General features: G+C 64.2%; 13 protein-coding genes. 6 read left to right on the plus strand and 7 right to left on the minus strand.

Annotation, left to right across the window (positions count from 1 at the left end; all coding sequences use genetic code 11):
- Positions 1-33: 33 nt before the first annotated feature.
- Positions 34-963, plus strand: a complete 930-nt coding sequence (locus ACB031_RS03215; protein WP_216989465.1) for a DMT family transporter — start codon at positions 34-36, stop codon at positions 961-963.
- 101 nt (positions 964-1,064) lie between these two features.
- A complete protein-coding gene (gene xseA / locus ACB031_RS03220) occupies positions 1,065-2,429 on the plus strand; it encodes an exodeoxyribonuclease VII large subunit (RefSeq protein WP_017779637.1) in 1,365 nt (454 codons plus the stop codon).
- A gap of 72 nt (positions 2,430-2,501) precedes the next feature.
- Here xseA and hutW read toward each other — a convergent pair whose 3' ends face one another.
- Complete coding sequence (gene hutW, locus ACB031_RS03225; RefSeq protein WP_371138983.1) at positions 2,502-3,872, minus strand: heme anaerobic degradation radical SAM methyltransferase ChuW/HutW; 1,371 nt, start codon at positions 3,870-3,872, stop codon at positions 2,502-2,504.
- 260 nt (positions 3,873-4,132) lie between these two features.
- Here hutW and ACB031_RS03230 point away from each other — a divergent pair, with 260 nt between their 5' ends.
- Positions 4,133-5,728, plus strand: a complete 1,596-nt coding sequence (locus ACB031_RS03230) for a methyl-accepting chemotaxis protein (protein WP_005301603.1) — start codon at positions 4,133-4,135, stop codon at positions 5,726-5,728.
- Positions 5,729-5,819: 91 nt separating this feature from the next.
- On the opposite strand, the gene aroG is transcribed toward ACB031_RS03230, so the two are convergent.
- The 5 genes from aroG to ACB031_RS03255 form a co-directional block, all read right to left on the minus strand.
- A complete protein-coding gene (gene aroG, locus ACB031_RS03235; protein WP_371138984.1) occupies positions 5,820-6,875 on the minus strand; it encodes a 3-deoxy-7-phosphoheptulonate synthase AroG in 1,056 nt (351 codons plus the stop codon).
- Between the two features lie 213 nt (positions 6,876-7,088).
- On the minus strand, positions 7,089-8,372 hold the full coding sequence (gene aroA, locus ACB031_RS03240; RefSeq protein WP_010633771.1) for a 3-phosphoshikimate 1-carboxyvinyltransferase: 1,284 nt from the start codon (positions 8,370-8,372) through the stop codon (positions 7,089-7,091).
- A gap of 171 nt (positions 8,373-8,543) precedes the next feature.
- Positions 8,544-9,632: a 3-phosphoserine/phosphohydroxythreonine transaminase gene (gene serC / locus ACB031_RS03245; protein ID WP_371138985.1), complete on the minus strand. Its 1,089-nt coding sequence runs from the start codon at positions 9,630-9,632 to the stop codon at positions 8,544-8,546.
- A gap of 224 nt (positions 9,633-9,856) precedes the next feature.
- The gene (locus ACB031_RS03250) at positions 9,857-10,783 is read right to left on the minus strand and encodes an electron transfer flavoprotein subunit alpha/FixB family protein (RefSeq protein ID WP_017765812.1); all 927 of its coding nucleotides are present in this window, start codon (positions 10,781-10,783) and stop codon (positions 9,857-9,859) included.
- A 100-nt stretch (positions 10,784-10,883) separates the two neighbouring features.
- Positions 10,884-11,633, minus strand: a complete 750-nt coding sequence (locus tag ACB031_RS03255) for an electron transfer flavoprotein subunit beta/FixA family protein (protein ID WP_371138986.1) — start codon at positions 11,631-11,633, stop codon at positions 10,884-10,886.
- A gap of 123 nt (positions 11,634-11,756) precedes the next feature.
- Here ACB031_RS03255 and ACB031_RS03260 point away from each other — a divergent pair, with 123 nt between their 5' ends.
- The 3 genes from ACB031_RS03260 (at position 11,757) to ACB031_RS03270 (ending at position 15,394) form a co-directional block, all read left to right on the plus strand.
- The gene (locus ACB031_RS03260; protein WP_371138987.1) at positions 11,757-13,400 is read left to right on the plus strand and encodes an electron transfer flavoprotein-ubiquinone oxidoreductase; all 1,644 of its coding nucleotides are present in this window, start codon (positions 11,757-11,759) and stop codon (positions 13,398-13,400) included.
- Positions 13,401-13,842: 442 nt separating this feature from the next.
- The gene (corA, locus tag ACB031_RS03265; protein WP_005301617.1) at positions 13,843-14,790 is read left to right on the plus strand and encodes a magnesium/cobalt transporter CorA; all 948 of its coding nucleotides are present in this window, start codon (positions 13,843-13,845) and stop codon (positions 14,788-14,790) included.
- 142 nt (positions 14,791-14,932) lie between these two features.
- Positions 14,933-15,394, plus strand: coding sequence for a DUF2919 domain-containing protein (locus ACB031_RS03270; protein WP_024941953.1), 462 nt, complete (start codon positions 14,933-14,935; stop codon positions 15,392-15,394).
- Between the two features lie 13 nt (positions 15,395-15,407).
- On the opposite strand, the gene ACB031_RS03275 is transcribed toward ACB031_RS03270, so the two are convergent.
- The gene (locus ACB031_RS03275; protein ID WP_017786867.1) at positions 15,408-16,160 is read right to left on the minus strand and encodes a hypothetical protein; all 753 of its coding nucleotides are present in this window, start codon (positions 16,158-16,160) and stop codon (positions 15,408-15,410) included.
- Positions 16,161-16,211 lie beyond the last annotated feature (51 nt).

A 16,211-nucleotide genomic window follows, 5' to 3' on the forward strand; every position in this document is an offset into this window, starting at 1 on the left:
AATATTGGCGACCATCACCGCAAGGACGACTCAATGAAACCTGCCGATTATGGGCGCCTGCTTCTGCTGGCCGCCATCTGGGGCGCCAGCTTCCTGTTCATGCGCATCGCCGCCCCGGCGTTTGGCGCCGTCAACACCACCTTCCTGCGGGTACTGTTCGCCCTTATCGGGCTTGCCGTCATGCTCCTGCTGCTGCGCGCCCCCATGGGGTTTCAGGGCAAGCTCAAGTCCGCCATGCTGCTTGGCGTCATCAACTCCGCCATCCCGTTTCTGATGTACGCCATCGCCGCCCTCTGGCTGCCGGCCGGCTACTCGGCCATCCTCAACGCCACCACGCCGCTGATGGGGGCCCTCATCGGCTTTTCCTGCTTCAACGAGCGCCTTGATAGGCGCAAATGGCTGGGGGTGGTATTGGGGGTGATCGGGATCAGCCTCATCACGACTACTGGCGAGGTGAGTGCCGATGGGCATCTGCTGCCCGGGGTGCTGGCCTGCCTGTTTGCCACCGCCTGCTACGGCCTTGCCGGCTTTCTCACCCGCAGCTGGATCACCCATCGCGGCGGGCTCGATGCCAAGCTGGTGGCCTTTGGCAGCCAGCTGGGTGCCAGCCTCTTCCTGCTGCCCTTTTTCGCTTACCAGCTGGCGGCCGGCCCCGTGGTCGACTGGGCCGTGCCCACCGCCTGGGCCAGCGTGCTGGCGGTCGGCGTGGTCTGCACCGCCCTCGCCTACCTGCTCTATTTTCGACTGATCGCCGATATCGGCCCGCTGCGCAGTCTCACCGTCACCTTCCTGATTCCCCCTTTTGGCATCTTGTGGGGCGCGCTGGTGCTGGGCGAGACCTTGAGCCAGGGCTTCGTGCTGGGGGGCCTGGTCGTCTGCCTCTCGGTCTGGCTGGTGACCAGCCAGGCCAGCACCCCGGCCGCTCGGGCCTGGGCGCAACCTCAGGATCCGGACGCACGCTGAACGGGCCAGCGCCGCTCGGCGTTCGCCCCGAACTGCGTTAAGATGGCGCCATTGTTTTATGCCCCCGCCCCCAAGGCGGGGCACACAGCGCAGGACCAGCCTTGAACTACCGCAACGAACCGAGTCAAAGCAGACAACAGCAGGTCTTTACCGTCACCCGCCTCAACAGCGCCGTGCGCATGATCCTGGAGCAGGATCTGGGGCTGGTGTGGTTGACCGGCGAGCTCTCCAACCTGGCGATGCCAAGCTCCGGCCACTGGTACTTCTCCCTCAAGGACATGTCGGCCCAGGTGCGCTGCGCCATGTTCAAGGGCAACAACCGGCGGGTGGCCTTTCGCCCACAGGATGGCATGCAGGTGCTGGTGCAGGCGCGGGTCTCGCTTTATGAGCCGCGCGGCGACTACCAGCTGATCATCGAATCGATGCAGCCGGCGGGCGATGGCGTGCTGGCGCTGCGCTTTGAGGAGCTCAAGCGCCGCCTCGGCGCCGAGGGACTGTTCGACGAGGGGCGCAAGCGACCGCTGCCGCGCGAACCGCGCGCGGTGGGCCTCATCACCTCCGCCACCGGTGCTGCCCTCCATGACATGCTGACGGTGCTCAAACGCCGCGCGCCGGATCTGCCGGTGTTTATCTACCCGACCCAGGTGCAGGGCAGCGCCGCCATCGGCCAGATCGTCTCTGCCATTGCCCTGGCCAACCGCCGCGCCGAGGTGGATGTGCTGATCGTAGGGCGTGGCGGCGGGTCGCTCGAAGATCTCTGGTGCTTCAACGAAGAGGCGGTGGCGCGCGCCATCGCCCACTCCGCCATCCCGGTGGTGAGCGCGGTAGGCCACGAGGTGGACGTCACCATCAGCGACTTTGCCGCCGACTTGCGCGCCCCGACCCCGTCGGCGGCGGCCGAGCTGGTGGCGCCGGATCAGAGCGCCCGTGCCCAGCGCCTCGCCCATCTCAAGCAGCAACTGCTGCAGGCCATGAACCGCCAGCAGACCGCTGCCCGCCACGATTTCATCCTGCTGCAAAAGCGGCTCGACCATCAGGATCCGAAGCGGCGGCTGGAGCAGCAATCCCAGCGCCTCGACGAGCTCTCCGCCCGCTTGCAGCAGCTGATGAACCACAAACTGCATCAGGGGGAGCGGCGCCTCGCCAACCTGGAGCTGCGCCTGCAGGGCAAGAGCCCGGAGCGCTTGCTGGCCGCCGGCAAGCGCCGCCACCAGCTGGCCGAGGAGCGCCTTCATGCCCTCATCGCCAAGCGCCGGGATCTGGCCGACCACCGCCTCGCCATGCTCAGCGCCCGCCTCGACGGGGTGAGCCCGCTCGCCACCCTGGGCCGTGGCTACTCCATCACCCGCACCCAAAGCGGTGAGGTGATCAGCCGCGCCGCCCAGGTCGATGCCGGCCAGACGCTGGTCACCCAGCTTGCAGAGGGACAGCTGCGGGTGCGGGTGGAAGAGGTCCACCAGCCATAACGCACAAGGGGGCACATCAGGTGCCCCCTTGTTTATCATCCTCTCTTTGTCAGGCCCGCTCGGCCAGCACACTCACACCAGCGAGTGGCGCACCGCCTGCGCCGGATCGGCTGGCGCCGTACCCGACCCCGCCAGCGGGTTGAGCTGCAAGTATTCAAACAGCCCGGCCTGCAGATTGACGTTCCAGAAGCGCCCCGCCAAGGTGAGCTCAAGCCGTGCCTCGCTCAGCGTCGCCAGCCCATGCAGCTGCCAGGCCTCGAACAAGGGTTGCAGATGTGCCCGCAGCGGCGTCGGCAAGCGGGCCAGCGCTAGCCAGCCGCTGTCGAGCGCACCGCGCAGCAGACCATCGAGGCGGCCATTGGGATTGCGCCCCATCACCATGCCGGGGGCCCGCAGATCCGCCGCCAGCGCCTCATGCCAGAGCGCCAGATCCCGGCCATACATGAGGCCGTGCCCATGCACGTTGCCGCCAGCCCCGGCCCCGAAGGGGAGGATCTCGGCGCCGCGCTTAGCCATCTGGTTGTAGCGGCTCTGCTCGGCCTCACCGCGCCGCCAGTGGCTGCAGGAGAGCCGCTGCCAGCCCCCCTGTTCCAGCATCTGGGCGCCATAGGCATACATGGTAGCCCGCTGCTGGCCGTCGGCGGCCCAACCGAGCTTGCCCTTCGCCTCGGCACGGGCCAGATGGGTGCCGGCCATGGCGATGAGCTGATAGAGATCCACCCCGTGCACCCCGCTCGCCATCACATCCGCGATGTCCTGACGCCACACGGCATCATCCTGGCCAGGCAGGCCGAAGATGAGATCGGCCACGATCACCGCGTCGTCGTGACGGGTCAGCGCCTCCAGCCGGGTCAGCAGGGTCTCCCGGTCGTCGAAGCGGGCCGCCGCCTGGCGCACCTCGGTATCAAAGCTCTGCACCCCGAACGAGAAGCGGTTGAAGCCGCCCGCCAGCGCACTGTGCCACTTGGCATCGTCAAAACCGTTGAGGCGCCCCTCCAGGGTCACCTCCACATCCGCAGTCAAAGGAAAGCGACGGATGGCGGTGGCCAGCATCGCCAGCTCCTCGGCGCTCATGTCCGTCGGCGTGCCGCCCCCCACATAGACGGCCGAGAAGGGGCGGCTCTGGGTGAAGGGTGTCTCGGCGGCCCGGGCAAGCGCGCCGCAGAGCGCGTTGACATAGCGGGTGATGCGGGCCGGGTTGGCACCATTTTCAAAGAAATTGCAGAAGCTGCAGCGCTTGCGGCAAAACGGGATGTGGATATAGAGCGCCCGCTCGTCCGCCTCGCTCTCGCGGCGCCACCAGGCTTGCCAGTCGGCATGGTCGAGGGTGAGCGGACGCATGCCGCCGCGACTGGCGTGGGCCGAGGTCTTGGCGCCAAAGGCGAACTTGAGGGGATCCGGGGTGGCAAGACCGGTCATGGTCGGGGTCAGCAGTGGTGTCATCGCAGGCAGGCTATCGAGTGAAATAATGCAAATGATAACCACTATCAATAAATGCCAAATTTGTGCTGGATCAACTCAACGACGAACAGCCCTCGTTTGCTACGCACCATTAACCTCTATCATGGATCCAGTTAACAGTTAATTTACTCAAGATGAGGTAGGGTGAGCCGATAGAGAACCATCTCCCCCGTTCTGATGAGCAAACGGGGGAGAGTCATCAACCATTGACGATCGCTCACCTGCGCATGGACCTGCCAACGATGCAAAATCTGTCTCTGAACTGGAAAATCTTTCTCCCCCTCGCCCTGGTCATCGGCTGCACCTTCGCCCTCAGCTTCGAGCTTTCCGCCTGGCTGCAACGGGATCTCGCCATCCGGCTGGCGGGTGAAAAGGTGGAGAGCGCCGCCAACACCTACATGGATCAGCTCAACGTGTTGATGATGACGGGGGCCATCGCCAATCGCCAGATCGTGCAGACCAAACTCAAGAGCGAGGCCGGCATCGTCGAGGCCCGCCTGATCCGCGCCCCGGCGGTCACCAGCCTGTTCGGCCCAGGCCACCCGGATCAGCAGATTGAAGACAAGCTGGACGAGCGCGCCATCAACCAAGGCGAGACCATTCTCGAGCAGCAGGGCAACCAGCTCACCCTGATCAAGCCCTTCAAGGCCTACAAGGAGTATCGCGGTACCCAGTGCACCACCTGCCACCAGGTGGCGGAAGGCACCGTCATGGGGGCGGTGCGCATCAGTTACGATCTCAGCCACACCTTTGGCGAGATCCATCGCAACAACCTGATCCTGAGCGGCAGCCTGGTGGCAGTGTTTGGGCTGGGCTTCGGCCTGCTGGGCTGGGTGCTGCAGCGCTACATCAAGCGGCCGGTACGCCACCTGCAGCTGGCCATGACCCGCATGGCCAAGGAGCGGGACCTCTCCCTCCCCCTGGAAAACCCCAACCGGGATGAGCTGGGCGAGATGACCCGCGCCGTCAGCGCCATGGTGCAGGGGTTTCGCCACAGTCTGCAGGAGGTGGAGAGCGCCACCCACCAGCTCTATCAGGAGTCCAACCAGATCCGCCAGGTGGCGACCCAGACCGAAGGCTCGGCCCGTCAGCAGGAGAGCATGACGGTACAGGTGGCCGCCGCCGTCAGCGAGCTGGCCGCCAGCTCCCACGAGGTGCGCGAACACGCCCGCAAGAGCGCCGAGCTCTCTGCCCTCACCAATCAGGATGCGGCCAACACCAGTCGCCTCGCCCAGCACTCCATCAACGACATGGGCGAGATGTCGGCGGAGATAGAGCGGGTCGACAAGGTGATCCAGCAGCTCGACAACCGCTGTCTGGCGGTCGACGGGGTGCTGGAGGTGATCAAGGGGATCGCGGATCAGACCAACCTGCTCGCCCTCAACGCCGCCATCGAGGCGGCCCGGGCCGGCGAGCAGGGCCGCGGCTTTGCGGTGGTGGCCGACGAGGTGCGCGCCCTCTCCAACCGCAGCCGCGCCGCCAGCGAGGAGATCTCCCAGATGATCGCCGCCCTGCAGAACGAGGCCCAGAGCGCGGTGTCGGTGATCGGGGATGCCAAGGCCAAGGCGGACGAGAGCATCCACAAGACGGAGGCGACCCTGGCCGCCATGCAGAACATCATCGGCCGCATCAGCAGCATCAACGATCTCAACGCCCAGATGGCGCAGTCCGCCGAGGAGCAGGACAGGGTCTGCAGCGAGGTGGACGGCTCGGTGAGCGACATTCGCAACACCTCCAACGACACCCTGGGCCAGGCCCACGCCGCCAATCTCGCCAGCGTCCAGCTGGTGGAGCAGTGCCGCAAGCTCGAGCAGCTGCTCAAGACCTACCGCTGGTGATCATGCCTGCCGCCCGCGGCGGCCAATAAAAAAGCGCGATTCAGGGTCGCGCTTTTGTTTTGCGTGTTGTTTCAGGCACGCCTGGCCGACATTAACCTGCGTTGCGGGTGGCCACCGCATCGGCCAGATTGCGCAGCAGGATCTCGGTGTCGGCCCAGCCGATGCAGGCATCTGTGATGCTCTGACCGAAGGTGAGTTCGCACCCTTCCACCAGATCCTGACGACCCTCCACCAGGTGGCTCTCCACCATGACGCCGAACACCGCCTTGCTGCCGGCACGCAGCTGACCAGCCACGTCCTCGGCCACCAGCATCTGGTTCTTGAACTGCTTGCTGCTGTTGGCGTGGCTGAAGTCGATCATCACCTTCTGCGGCAGACCGGCCTTGTCCAGCCCCTTCACCACCTCGTCCACGTGGGCGGCGCTGTAGTTCGGCTCACGGCCGCCGCGCAGAATGATGTGACAGTCCGGGTTGCCCCGGGTCGCGACGATGGCGGAGTGGCCATACTTGGTGACAGACAGGAAGTGGTGCGGCGCGCTGGCGGCGCCGATGGCATCGATGGCCACCTTGATGGTGCCGTCGGTGCCGTTCTTGAAACCCACCGGGCAGGAGAGACCGGAGGCCAACTCGCGGTGCACCTGGGATTCGGTGGTACGGGCACCGATGGCGCCCCAGCTCATCAGGTCCGCCACGTATTGCGGGGTGATCATGTCGAGGAACTCGGAGGCGGTCGGCAGCCCCATGTCGTTGAGATCCAGCAGCAGCTTGCGACCGATGCGCAGGCCATCGTTGATCTGGCAGCTGTTGTCGAGGTAAGGATCGTTGATCAGCCCCTTCCAGCCCACCGTGGTGCGCGGCTTCTCGAAATAGACCCGCATCACTATCTCCAGCTGGCCCTTGAGTTCGTCACGCAGCACCTTGAGGCGCTTGCCGTACTCCAGCGCGGCGGCGGGGTCGTGAATGGAACAGGGACCGATCACCACCAGCAAGCGCTGATCTTCACCGGCCAGGATCTGATGGATGGCCTGACGGGATTCAAAGACGGTACTTGATGCGGTCTCGGTGGCCGGAAACTTCTCAAGCACCGCAACCGGGGGCAATAACTCTTTGATTTCACTGATACGAACGTCGTCGGTTTGATGCTGCATGACAAGGCTTCCTGCTAGATGACTGCGATAAAGAAACTTCAATCTAGCCCGCACGGGCAGCGGTGTAAATAGAAAATTACATTATCTAGGAAGGAATTTTCCTATCCTGCCTTGCAAGTTTGAATAATGCTGCTAAGCGAGGATGAAAAGAGGGGAACAGCAAGCCGGGGCAGCCCAAAGAAACAGGCCCGCTGCGAGGCGGGCCTGGTTGACTCATGCACGCTGGCTGATACTGGCCAGCTTGTCGAAGTAGTCCGGGAAGGTCTTGGAGGTACAACCCGGATCATTGATGGTGACGGCGGTATCGGACAGCGCCACCAGCGAGAAGCACATGGCGATGCGGTGGTCGTTGTAGGTATCGATGGCCGCATGCTTGAGCTGCGCTGGCGGGGTGACGGTGATGAAGTCACGCCCCTCCTCCACCTCGACGCCCAGCTTGCGCAGCTCGGTCGCCATGGCGTGCAGACGGTCGGTCTCCTTCACCCGCCAGTTGTAGATGTTGCGAATCGAAGTGGGCCCCTCGGCGAACAGCGCGGCCACGGCGATGGTCATGGCCGCATCGGGGATGTGGTTCATGTCCATGTCGATGCCGTGCAGCGGCGCCTGCTCGGCCTCGATGAAGTCATCGCCCCAGGTGATGCGGGCGCCCATCTTCTCCAGCACGTCGGCGAAGTGGATGTCGCCCTGAATGCTGTGCTTGCCGATGCCGGTGACCCGCACCTTGCCCTTGATGGCGCCCGCCGCGAGGAAGTAGGAGGCGCTGGAGGCATCCCCTTCCACCAGGAAGTCGCCCGGGCTGACGTAGCTCTGGTTGCCCTTGATGTAGAACAGCTTGTAGTTGTCGTGCTCGATGACCACCCCGAACTGCTTCATGATGTGCAGGGTGATGTCGATGTAGGGCTTGGAGACCAGCTCCCCCTTGATGTGGATGCGGGTGTCGCCCGCCGCCATCGGCGCCGCCATCAGGAAGGCGGTCAGGAACTGGCTGGAGACGGAACCGTCGACATGGACATCACCGCCCCACAGCCCCTTGGCATCCACCACCAGCGGCGGATAGCCGTCTTTCTTCAGGTACTGGATATGGGCGCCCGCTTCGCGCAGGGCATCCACCAGATGGCCGATGGGGCGCTCTTCCATGCGCGGTTCCCCGCCCAGGGTGTATTCGCCGGAGCCCAGACACAGCGCGGCGCAGAGCGGTCGCATGGCGGTGCCGGCGTTGCCGAGGAACAGATTGACCGGCTCCTTCACTGCAAAGCTGCGACCCAGACCGTGCACTGTGCACTCGGTCTTGTCGGCGGAGAGCTTGTACTTGACCCCGAGCTGGGTCAGCGCCGCCAGCATGTGACGAATGTCATCGCTGTCGAGCAGGTTGGTGAGTCGGGTGGTGCCACGGGCCAGGGCTGCCAGCAGCAGGGCCCGGTTGGACACGCTCTTGGAGCCGGGTAGATTGACCTCACCGGCCACACGAGAAATGGGTTCCAAACGCAACGAATTCATAGACTTCCTGTACGATCTCAAAAAAATGACCTGACCGGACGTTAGCAGCCCGCGCCCTGCTCGGCAAGACTGCACGTGGCACAAAAGCGGGCCGCGGGGACGGCCGGTCCGGCATCAGGGAAAAAACAGACGCCGGGGAGTCCCCGGCGTCGGCAATCGGGGAAAAACGCCTCAGCCGTGGCGCTTGGCAAAACCGTCCATAAAGCTGACCAGCGCCTTCACCCCTTCCAGCGGCATGGCGTTGTAGAGGCTGGCGCGCATGCCGCCGACGATGCGGTGTCCCTTGAGCGCCAGCAGGCCGACGGCTTCCGATTCGGCCAGGAACAACTTGTCCAGCTCGGCATTTTTCAGCTGGAACGGGATGTTCATCCGCGAACGGCAGCTGGCATCCACCTGGTTGCCATAGAAGCTCGACTGATCGAGATAGCCGTAGAGGAAATCGGCCTTCTCCTTGTTGCGTGCTTCCATCGCCTCGAGGCCACCCTGTTCTTTCAGCCACTCGAACACCAGCCCGGCCAGATACCAAGCGTAGGTGGGCGGGGTGTTGAACATGGAGTCGTTCTTGGCGGTGAGCTGGTAGTCAAAAATCGAGGGCACATCGGCGCGGGCCTGGTTCAGCAGATCATCGCGCACGATGGCGATGGCCAGCCCAGAGGGGCCGATATTCTTCTGGGCGCCGGCATAGATGATGCCGAAGCGGCTCACGTCGATGGGGCGGGAGAGGATGGTGGAGGAGAGATCCGCCACCAGCGGCACCTCGCCGGTGGCCGGGATGTCGAACATCTCGATGCCGTCGATGGTTTCGTTCGGGCAGTAGTGCACATAAGCCGCATCGGCGCGAAACGCCGGGGTCGGCAGCAGGTGAGAGATCCCCTGCTCGTTCTTGGCAACACCCTGGAAGGTCTGGATATCGCCATACTTTTTGGCCTCATCCACCGCGCTCTGGGACCAGACCCCGGTCAGCAGGAAGTCGGCCTTTTTGTTGGCGCCCCCCAGCAGGTTCATGGGCACCGCGGAGAACTGGCCACGGCCGCCGCCGTGCATGAACAGCACCTTGTAGTTGTCCGGCACCGCCAACAGCTCGCGCAGATCGGCTTCGGCCTTCTCGGCGACCGCCATGTAGGGCTTGCCGCGGTGGGAGAGCTCCATGACCGAGGCTCCCAGCCCCTGGAAATTACAAAATTCGCGCTGGGCGCGCTCCATGACTTCGACCGGCAACATGGCGGGGCCGGCGCAGAAGTTGTAAATCTGTTTGCTCATGACGCTTTCCGTGAGTGGATGAGTGTGATCGGGGACTTGTCTGGTTTTACACAAGTGCAGCCCCCGGATCAAAGGCTTTTTGGGAGCTGGCTCAACCTTTTGCCGACCCGCTACCAGTGCTCTTGGCAGAAAAAAGCCCTGAACGGGTCAGGGCTTGCAGAGAACATGCGTGGAAATGGGCGTCTGCCGGGGCTCAATGCCCCAGGCCCCCTTTTTTCACCAGGTTACAGCTTGGCGGTGAGCTCCGGCAGCAAGGTGAAGAGATCCCCCACCAGCCCGTAGTCGGCCACCTGGAAGATGGGGGCCTCGCTGTCCTTGTTGATGGCGACGATCACCTTGGATTCCTTCATCCCCGCCAGATGCTGGATGGCGCCGGAAATGCCGACCGCGATGTAGAGCTCGGGGGCCACCACCTTGCCGGTCTGACCCACCTGCAGATCGTTGGCGACAAAGCCCGCATCCACCGCCGCCCGCGACGCGCCCACAGCGCCGCCCAGCTTGTCGGCCAGCGCTTCGACCAGAGCAAACTGCGCCTTGGAGCCCAGCGCCCGCCCGCCGGAGACCACCACCCGCGCCGCCGCGAGCTCGGGTCTGGCGGAGCGCACGGCGCGCCGTTCTATGAGGCGGGTACGGCAAGTCACCTCGCTCACCGGCAACCGCTCTACCTCTGCCTGGCCGCCGCTCGCCGCCTTGCCGAAGGCGGTAGGCCGGATGGTCAGCACCTTGATGGGAGCACTGCTCGCCACCCGGGCCACGGCGTTGCCCGCATAGATGGGACGCAGGAAGGTGTCGCCGCTCTCGATGCCGGTCACCTCGGAGAGCATCTCCACCCCGAGCCTGGCCGCCACCCGCGGCAGCAGATCCTTGCCCTGGGTGCTGGCGGCCATCAGACAGTGCTGATAATCCCGCGCGATATGGGCCAGCAGCGGATCGACCCCGTCGCTCAGCCCCTCCGCCAGCATGGGGTGCTCGGCCAGCAGCACACGATTCACCCCCTGCAGGGCGGCGGCCTGTTCGCCCGCCTCGGTCAGCCCCTGTCCCAGCAACAGCAGATGCACCTCGCCGCCCAGCTGGCCCCCTGCGGTGACCAGACGGGCCACGTTGTCGGCCAACTGGCCCTGATGATGTTCGGCAATGATCAATACGCTCATGACTACCCCTTGCTATCGTCCGTTGATGTCCCAGCCTGTGTACCCATCACGCCCTCGAGCCTGTCGCCGGCGGGCGGGGTTCTGTTGATTGCTGGCAGCATCAGAGTACCTTCGCTTCATGCTTGAGTTTGTCCAGCAGCTCGTCCACCGAGCTCACCATGATGCCGGCGCTGCGGGCAGCGGGGGCCATCACCCCGAGCAGCCGGGTCTGGCCGGCCGGCTCGACACCGAGGTCGGCGAAAGGCGCGCTCTCAAGCGGCTTGCGTTTGGCCTTCATGATGTTGGGGAGCGAGGCAAAACGCGGCTCGTTGAGGCGCAGATCCACGGTCACCACCGCCGGCAGCGCCATGCCGAGGGTCTCGAGGCCACCGTCAATCTCGCGGGTCACCTGCAATTCCCCCTCCACCAGCTTGATGGCGGAGGCGAAGGTGGCGAGCGGCCAGTCATTGAGGGCGGCGAGCATCTGGCCCACCTGGTTGTTGTCGGAATCGATGGACTGCTTGCCGAGCAGCACCAGATCGGGCTTTTCCAGCTCGCATACCTGTTGCAGGGCGCGCGCCACGGTGAGCGGGGTCAGGGTCTCGCCAGTCACATAATGACGGGCCCGATCCGCCCCCAGCGCCAGGGCGTGACGCAGTTGTTCGGCCGCCGCCTCGGGGCCGAAGGTCACCACCACCAGCTCGGATACCACGCCGGCTTCGCGCAGCCTGACCCCCTCCTCCACCGCAATTTCACAAAACGGGTTGATCCCCATCTTGACGTTGGCCAGCTCCACGTCCGAGCCATCGCTCTTGACCCGGACCTTGACGTTGTAATCCAGCACCCGCTTGACCGCGACCAGCAGCTTCATGACGTGCATCCCTCGCTTCTGTTGAGTGAATCCATGAAAACCCTCACATTTTTTGCTTACATTTACTTTACGTTTACGTAAACTACCAGCACTACCCTAGGCCAAGTCGAGCACAGAGGCAAGATGGAACGCGAAGCAATGGAATTTGATGTCGTCATCGTCGGTGGCGGCCCGGCGGGACTCAGTGCCGCCATCGCCCTCAAGCAGCACAATGCCGAGCTGTCGGTCTGCCTGCTGGAGAAGGGAGCGGAAATCGGCGCCCATCTGCTCTCCGGCGCCCTGCTGGATCCCGTCGCCCTCAAGGAGCTGCTGCCAGAGAGCTGGCAACAGGCCCCGCTCGGGGTCGAGGTCAACGACGATCAGGTGCACCTGCTGCAAAGCGACAGCCGCGCCCTGCAACTGCCCAACTGGGCGGTGCCGCCGCGCATGCACAACGAGGGCAGCCGCATCATCAGCCTCGGCAACCTCTGTCGCTGGCTCGGTCAGCAGGCCGAGCAGCTGGGAGTCGAAATATACCCGGGTTTTACCGCAAGCGAACTCATCATGGAAGCGGGACGGGTCAAGGGTGTGATCACCGGCGATCTCGGGCTGGATCGGGCGGGCAATCCGAAAGCGGATCACGTGCCCGGCATGGCGCTGCTCGGTCGCTACACCTTGTTTGCCGAAGGGGCGCGCGGCCATCTTGGCAAGCAGCTGATCGCCGATTTTCATCTGGAAAACGCCGCCCAGCCGCAACACTACGCCATCGGCTTCAAGGAGTTGTGGCAGCTCTCCCCTGGCCAGGGCAAAGCGGGCCAAGTGCTGCACGGCAGCGGCTGGCCACTCTCTGAGGGGAAGGAAGACAAGAGCCAGGGCGGCTTCTATCTCTACCATCTGGAGCAGGATCAGGTGGCGGTCGGGCTGATTGTCGATCTCAACTACCGCAACCCCTGGCTCAGCCCGTTTGACGAGTTTCAGCGCCTCAAGCATCACCCGCTCATCGCCGCGGCATTGCAGGGGGGCGAGCGCATCAGTTACGGCGCCCGCGCCATCGCCAAGGGGGGCTGGCACTCCCTGCCCCGCATGCACTTTCCCGGCGGCCTGCTCATCGGTTGCGATGCCGGCACCCTCGACTTCTCCCGCATCAAGGGGATCCACACCGCCATGAAGTCCGGCATGCTGGCGGCCAAGACAGTCGCCATGAGTCTGCGCGGCGGCGATGAAGGGGGCCGGGACCTGGCCGAATACGGCGATGCGCTGCAACAGAGCTGGCTGGCCCATGAACTCAAAACGGCGCGCAACTTCGGCGCCGCCCTGCACCGCTGGGGCCCCTGGCTCGGTGGCGCCTTCAACTGGCTGGAGCAACGGCTGTTCCCCCGCACCTCGCCGTTCACCCTGCTGGACAAGGAGCCGGACTACCGCCAGCTGCGCATGGCCAGCCGCTGCCAGCCCATCGACTATCCCAAGCCGGATGGCAAGCTCAGCTTCGACAAGCTCTCGTCTGTCTATCTGGCCAATACCAGCCACGACGAGGATCAGCCCTGCCATCTCAAGCTGCAGGATGAGACGATCCCGGTGGCGGTCAACCTGCCCACCTGGGCCGAACCGGCCCAGCGCTACTGCCCGGCCGGGGTGTTCGAGATCCTGGGTTCAGAGAGCCAGCCCCGCCTGCAGATCAACGCGGCCAACTGCATCCACTGCAAGACCTGCGACATCAAGGATCCGAGCCAGAACGTCGTCTGGACGCCGCCGCAAGGTGGTTCCGGCCCCAACTATCCCAATATGTAACCGGCTTACCTGCGCAGACAGCAAGGATGCACAGCCCAGAACATCGCCCCAACGCCGCCGCAGGGCGGTTGCGGCCCCAACTATTGCAATGTATGTGATGAAAGACGCGCGGCCGGGGCTGTCGCAGGGCGCTCGGGAACCCGCCATCTCGGCCAGTGAACCCAGACCCTCCCGCCTATCAGAGTGAATAAAGGAGGCGACGCCGGGATCGCCCGTTTCGAGGTCGGCGCGGCTGCTCCGACCTCGCTGTTTTTTTGAGCGAACAGGCTGAACCTCCGATGAATAGGCCCTGACAAGCGCGGCCCGCCCCTGTATAGTTCGCCGCATTCAGGTTTTCCATCGGCCCGTTCAGCTTGTCCACGGGATCGCTTTCTACGCGCTCTAAGGCCGCATGACCTGTGCAACCATCCCTGATTACCCATGACTTCTTAAGGGGGGACAGATGATCACCGCCTACATTCTCAATAACAAGGTACTGGACATAGTCACGCTCGGGCCTGACGACATAGTGCCTGACAACACCGTCTGGCTGGATGCCTACAAGCCGGACACGGCGGAACGAGAATGGTTGACGGGCCTGTTTCTGGAAGAGGTGCCCGACAAGGAGGAGCTGGATGACATCGAAGCATCCGCCCGCTTCTACTGGGATACCGACGGTCTGCACATTCACTCCCTGTTTCCCCAGCGGATCGGCCGTGACACCAAGGGTGTGCACGTCTCCTTTACCCTGCGCAACAACCTGCTGATCAGCATCCGTGAGGATGACATCGGCCTGGTGCGCCTGCTGCGCCACTACATGCGCCAGGACCGGCTGGAGGTGGAGGACGCCCTCGACATCCTGCTGGAGGTGCAGAACCTGAAAGTCGAATACCTCTCCGATCTCATCGAAGATGGCTACAAGACCCTGGAAAACACTGCCGATCAGATCTTCGAGCCGGATCAGATCAATCCCATGCTCAAGGAGTTGATGGCCCAGGAAGAGGCCAACGGCCAGATCCGTCTCTCCCTGCACGATACCCGTCGCGCCCTGCGCTTCTTGAAGCGCAGTTTGCGCCAGCGCATGACGGGCGAGCAGAACAAGTGGATCGACGAGATGCTGCACGACGTGGAGTCCCTGCTGCCCCACACCCAGTTCCTGTTCGACAAGATCAACTTCCAGCTGGAGGCCTCCATGGGGGTCACCAACCTGGAGCAGAACAAGGTGATCAAGATCTTCTCGGTGGCAGCTGTCATCTTCCTGCCGCCGACCCTTATCGCCAGCATCTACGGCATGAACTTCGGTCGCATGCCGGAGCTCGCCTGGGAGTACGGCTATCCCCTCTCCTTGGTGTTGATGGTGATGTCATCGCTCGGCACCGGTCTCTTCTTCAAGCGAAAAGGCTGGCTGTGACGCCGGCGACCCGGCACAAAAAGAGATAAGCGGATTGGGGGGCCTGGCCCCCCGATTAATTCCTGCCCCTCGCCCGCCTTGCAAAGGGTGCCCCATCGCCCCATATCCCCTTCATCCTTTGCACAGACGAATCCGGGCAACCATGACCCTCTACCCCGAACACAGATATGACGATCACGGCCAGCTGCGTCCCCCGCTCTGGTTCTGGCCCATCGCCCTCTTGCTGACCCGCTCGGTCTGGCTGTTTCTGATGGCCGGCGTCACCCGCGAGAGCGGCAGCGCCATCCTGACCCTCTTCTACCCGGACCGGCTCACCCTCTACATCAGCCTGCTGACCGACGTGCCCGCCATGCTGGCGCTGCTCGCCTGCGGCGGCACCTATCAGCAGACCCAGAGCATCCGGGCCTGGCTCAGGCGCCACAGCCCGCTGCTGCTGCTCTGCTCTGCCGTCAGCGGCCTGCTGATGCAACTGCACAGCCTCAATCTGCAGAAATGGTCGTTCAGCTGGCCCACCGCCCTGGTACTGGTCGCCACCCTCTGGTCACTCTGGTATCTGCTGCGCAGCCGCCAGCTGCGTGAATACGCGGTGGATCAACCCCATTGAGGGGCGAGTCGGCTCACTGGCGGGTGACCCGGATCTGCAGGGTCTGGCGATCGCTCTGAGTACCGCCGCCCCCCTGCAACTGGGTGCCCAGGCTGCTGCCCTGCTGCGCCGAGCTGGTGGAGAGCTCCCCCACCGTCAGCCACTGACCGGGGGCACCGCTCACCTCGGTGGCACTCTGCCCCCGGTTGATGGTGCCCTGCTCCAGCCTGGCCTGCTCGCTGCTGAGCGCTATCTGTACCCTGTCGCCGATCAGGGTGGCGGTGGCGTAGAGGCCGTTCACCAGCGGCATCAGCCCCACCACCTGGCCACCGCGCCACTGATAGAAGGTGACCGGCTGATAGGTGCCCATCTGCAATAGCACGGGCCGACCCGACAGACCGCGTACCTGCCAGCTGTCGTTCTGGCTGCGCTGATACTGCTGGGCATTGCCCTCCAGCAGCCACTGCCGCTTGGCGGCATCCCGGCCCAGCCCCACCCCGACCTGCTGGCTGCTGGAAGCGCCATCCACCCGCCACTCGATGAGCAGGCTCTGGGGCGGCTGGTTGAATTTGGCCAGCGCCGCTTCCGCCTCCTGCAGCTGGGCGGCGCTGCCGCTCAGCACCAGCTGGTTGCCCATGGCGCTCACCCCCAGCTCCGGATAGAGATCCTTGAGGGTCTGCACCGCCGCCTGGGTTTCGAATACCGGGATCACCTTCACCTCGGCCCGCAGCGGCAGGCAACAGAGCCCCCACAGCAGCCAGAGTCCGCACCAATTCCATCTTCTCATCTTCTCCTCCCGTCCCACTCGGCAGCCCTTCACGTCATCGGCCTGCTCATC

Origin of the sequence: Aeromonas sp. S8(2024) (assembly GCF_041403085.1) — a bacterium.
GTDB lineage: Bacteria > Pseudomonadota > Gammaproteobacteria > Enterobacterales > Aeromonadaceae > Aeromonas > Aeromonas dhakensis.

Excerpts from the sequence above, each read along its gene's own strand:
- ACB031_RS03275 (WP_017786867.1), bottom strand. The coding sequence starts at position 16,160 with ATGAGAAGATGGAATTGGTGCGGACTCTGGCTGCTGTGGGGGCTCTGT.
- serC (WP_371138985.1), bottom strand. The coding sequence starts at position 9,632 with ATGAGCAAACAGATTTACAACTTCTGCGCCGGCCCCGCCATGTTGCCG.
- aroA (WP_010633771.1), bottom strand. The coding sequence starts at position 8,372 with ATGAATTCGTTGCGTTTGGAACCCATTTCTCGTGTGGCCGGTGAGGTC.
- hutW (WP_371138983.1), bottom strand. The coding sequence starts at position 3,872 with ATGACACCACTGCTGACCCCGACCATGACCGGTCTTGCCACCCCGGAT.
- aroG (WP_371138984.1), bottom strand. The coding sequence starts at position 6,875 with ATGCAGCATCAAACCGACGACGTTCGTATCAGTGAAATCAAAGAGTTA.
- corA (WP_005301617.1), top strand. The coding sequence starts at position 13,843 with ATGATCACCGCCTACATTCTCAATAACAAGGTACTGGACATAGTCACG.
- ACB031_RS03230 (WP_005301603.1), top strand. The coding sequence starts at position 4,133 with ATGCAAAATCTGTCTCTGAACTGGAAAATCTTTCTCCCCCTCGCCCTG.
- ACB031_RS03215 (WP_216989465.1), top strand. The coding sequence starts at position 34 with ATGAAACCTGCCGATTATGGGCGCCTGCTTCTGCTGGCCGCCATCTGG.
- ACB031_RS03260 (WP_371138987.1), top strand. The coding sequence starts at position 11,757 with ATGGAACGCGAAGCAATGGAATTTGATGTCGTCATCGTCGGTGGCGGC.
- ACB031_RS03270 (WP_024941953.1), top strand. The coding sequence starts at position 14,933 with ATGACCCTCTACCCCGAACACAGATATGACGATCACGGCCAGCTGCGT.
- ACB031_RS03250 (WP_017765812.1), bottom strand. The coding sequence starts at position 10,783 with ATGAGCGTATTGATCATTGCCGAACATCATCAGGGCCAGTTGGCCGAC.
- ACB031_RS03255 (WP_371138986.1), bottom strand. The coding sequence starts at position 11,633 with ATGAAGCTGCTGGTCGCGGTCAAGCGGGTGCTGGATTACAACGTCAAG.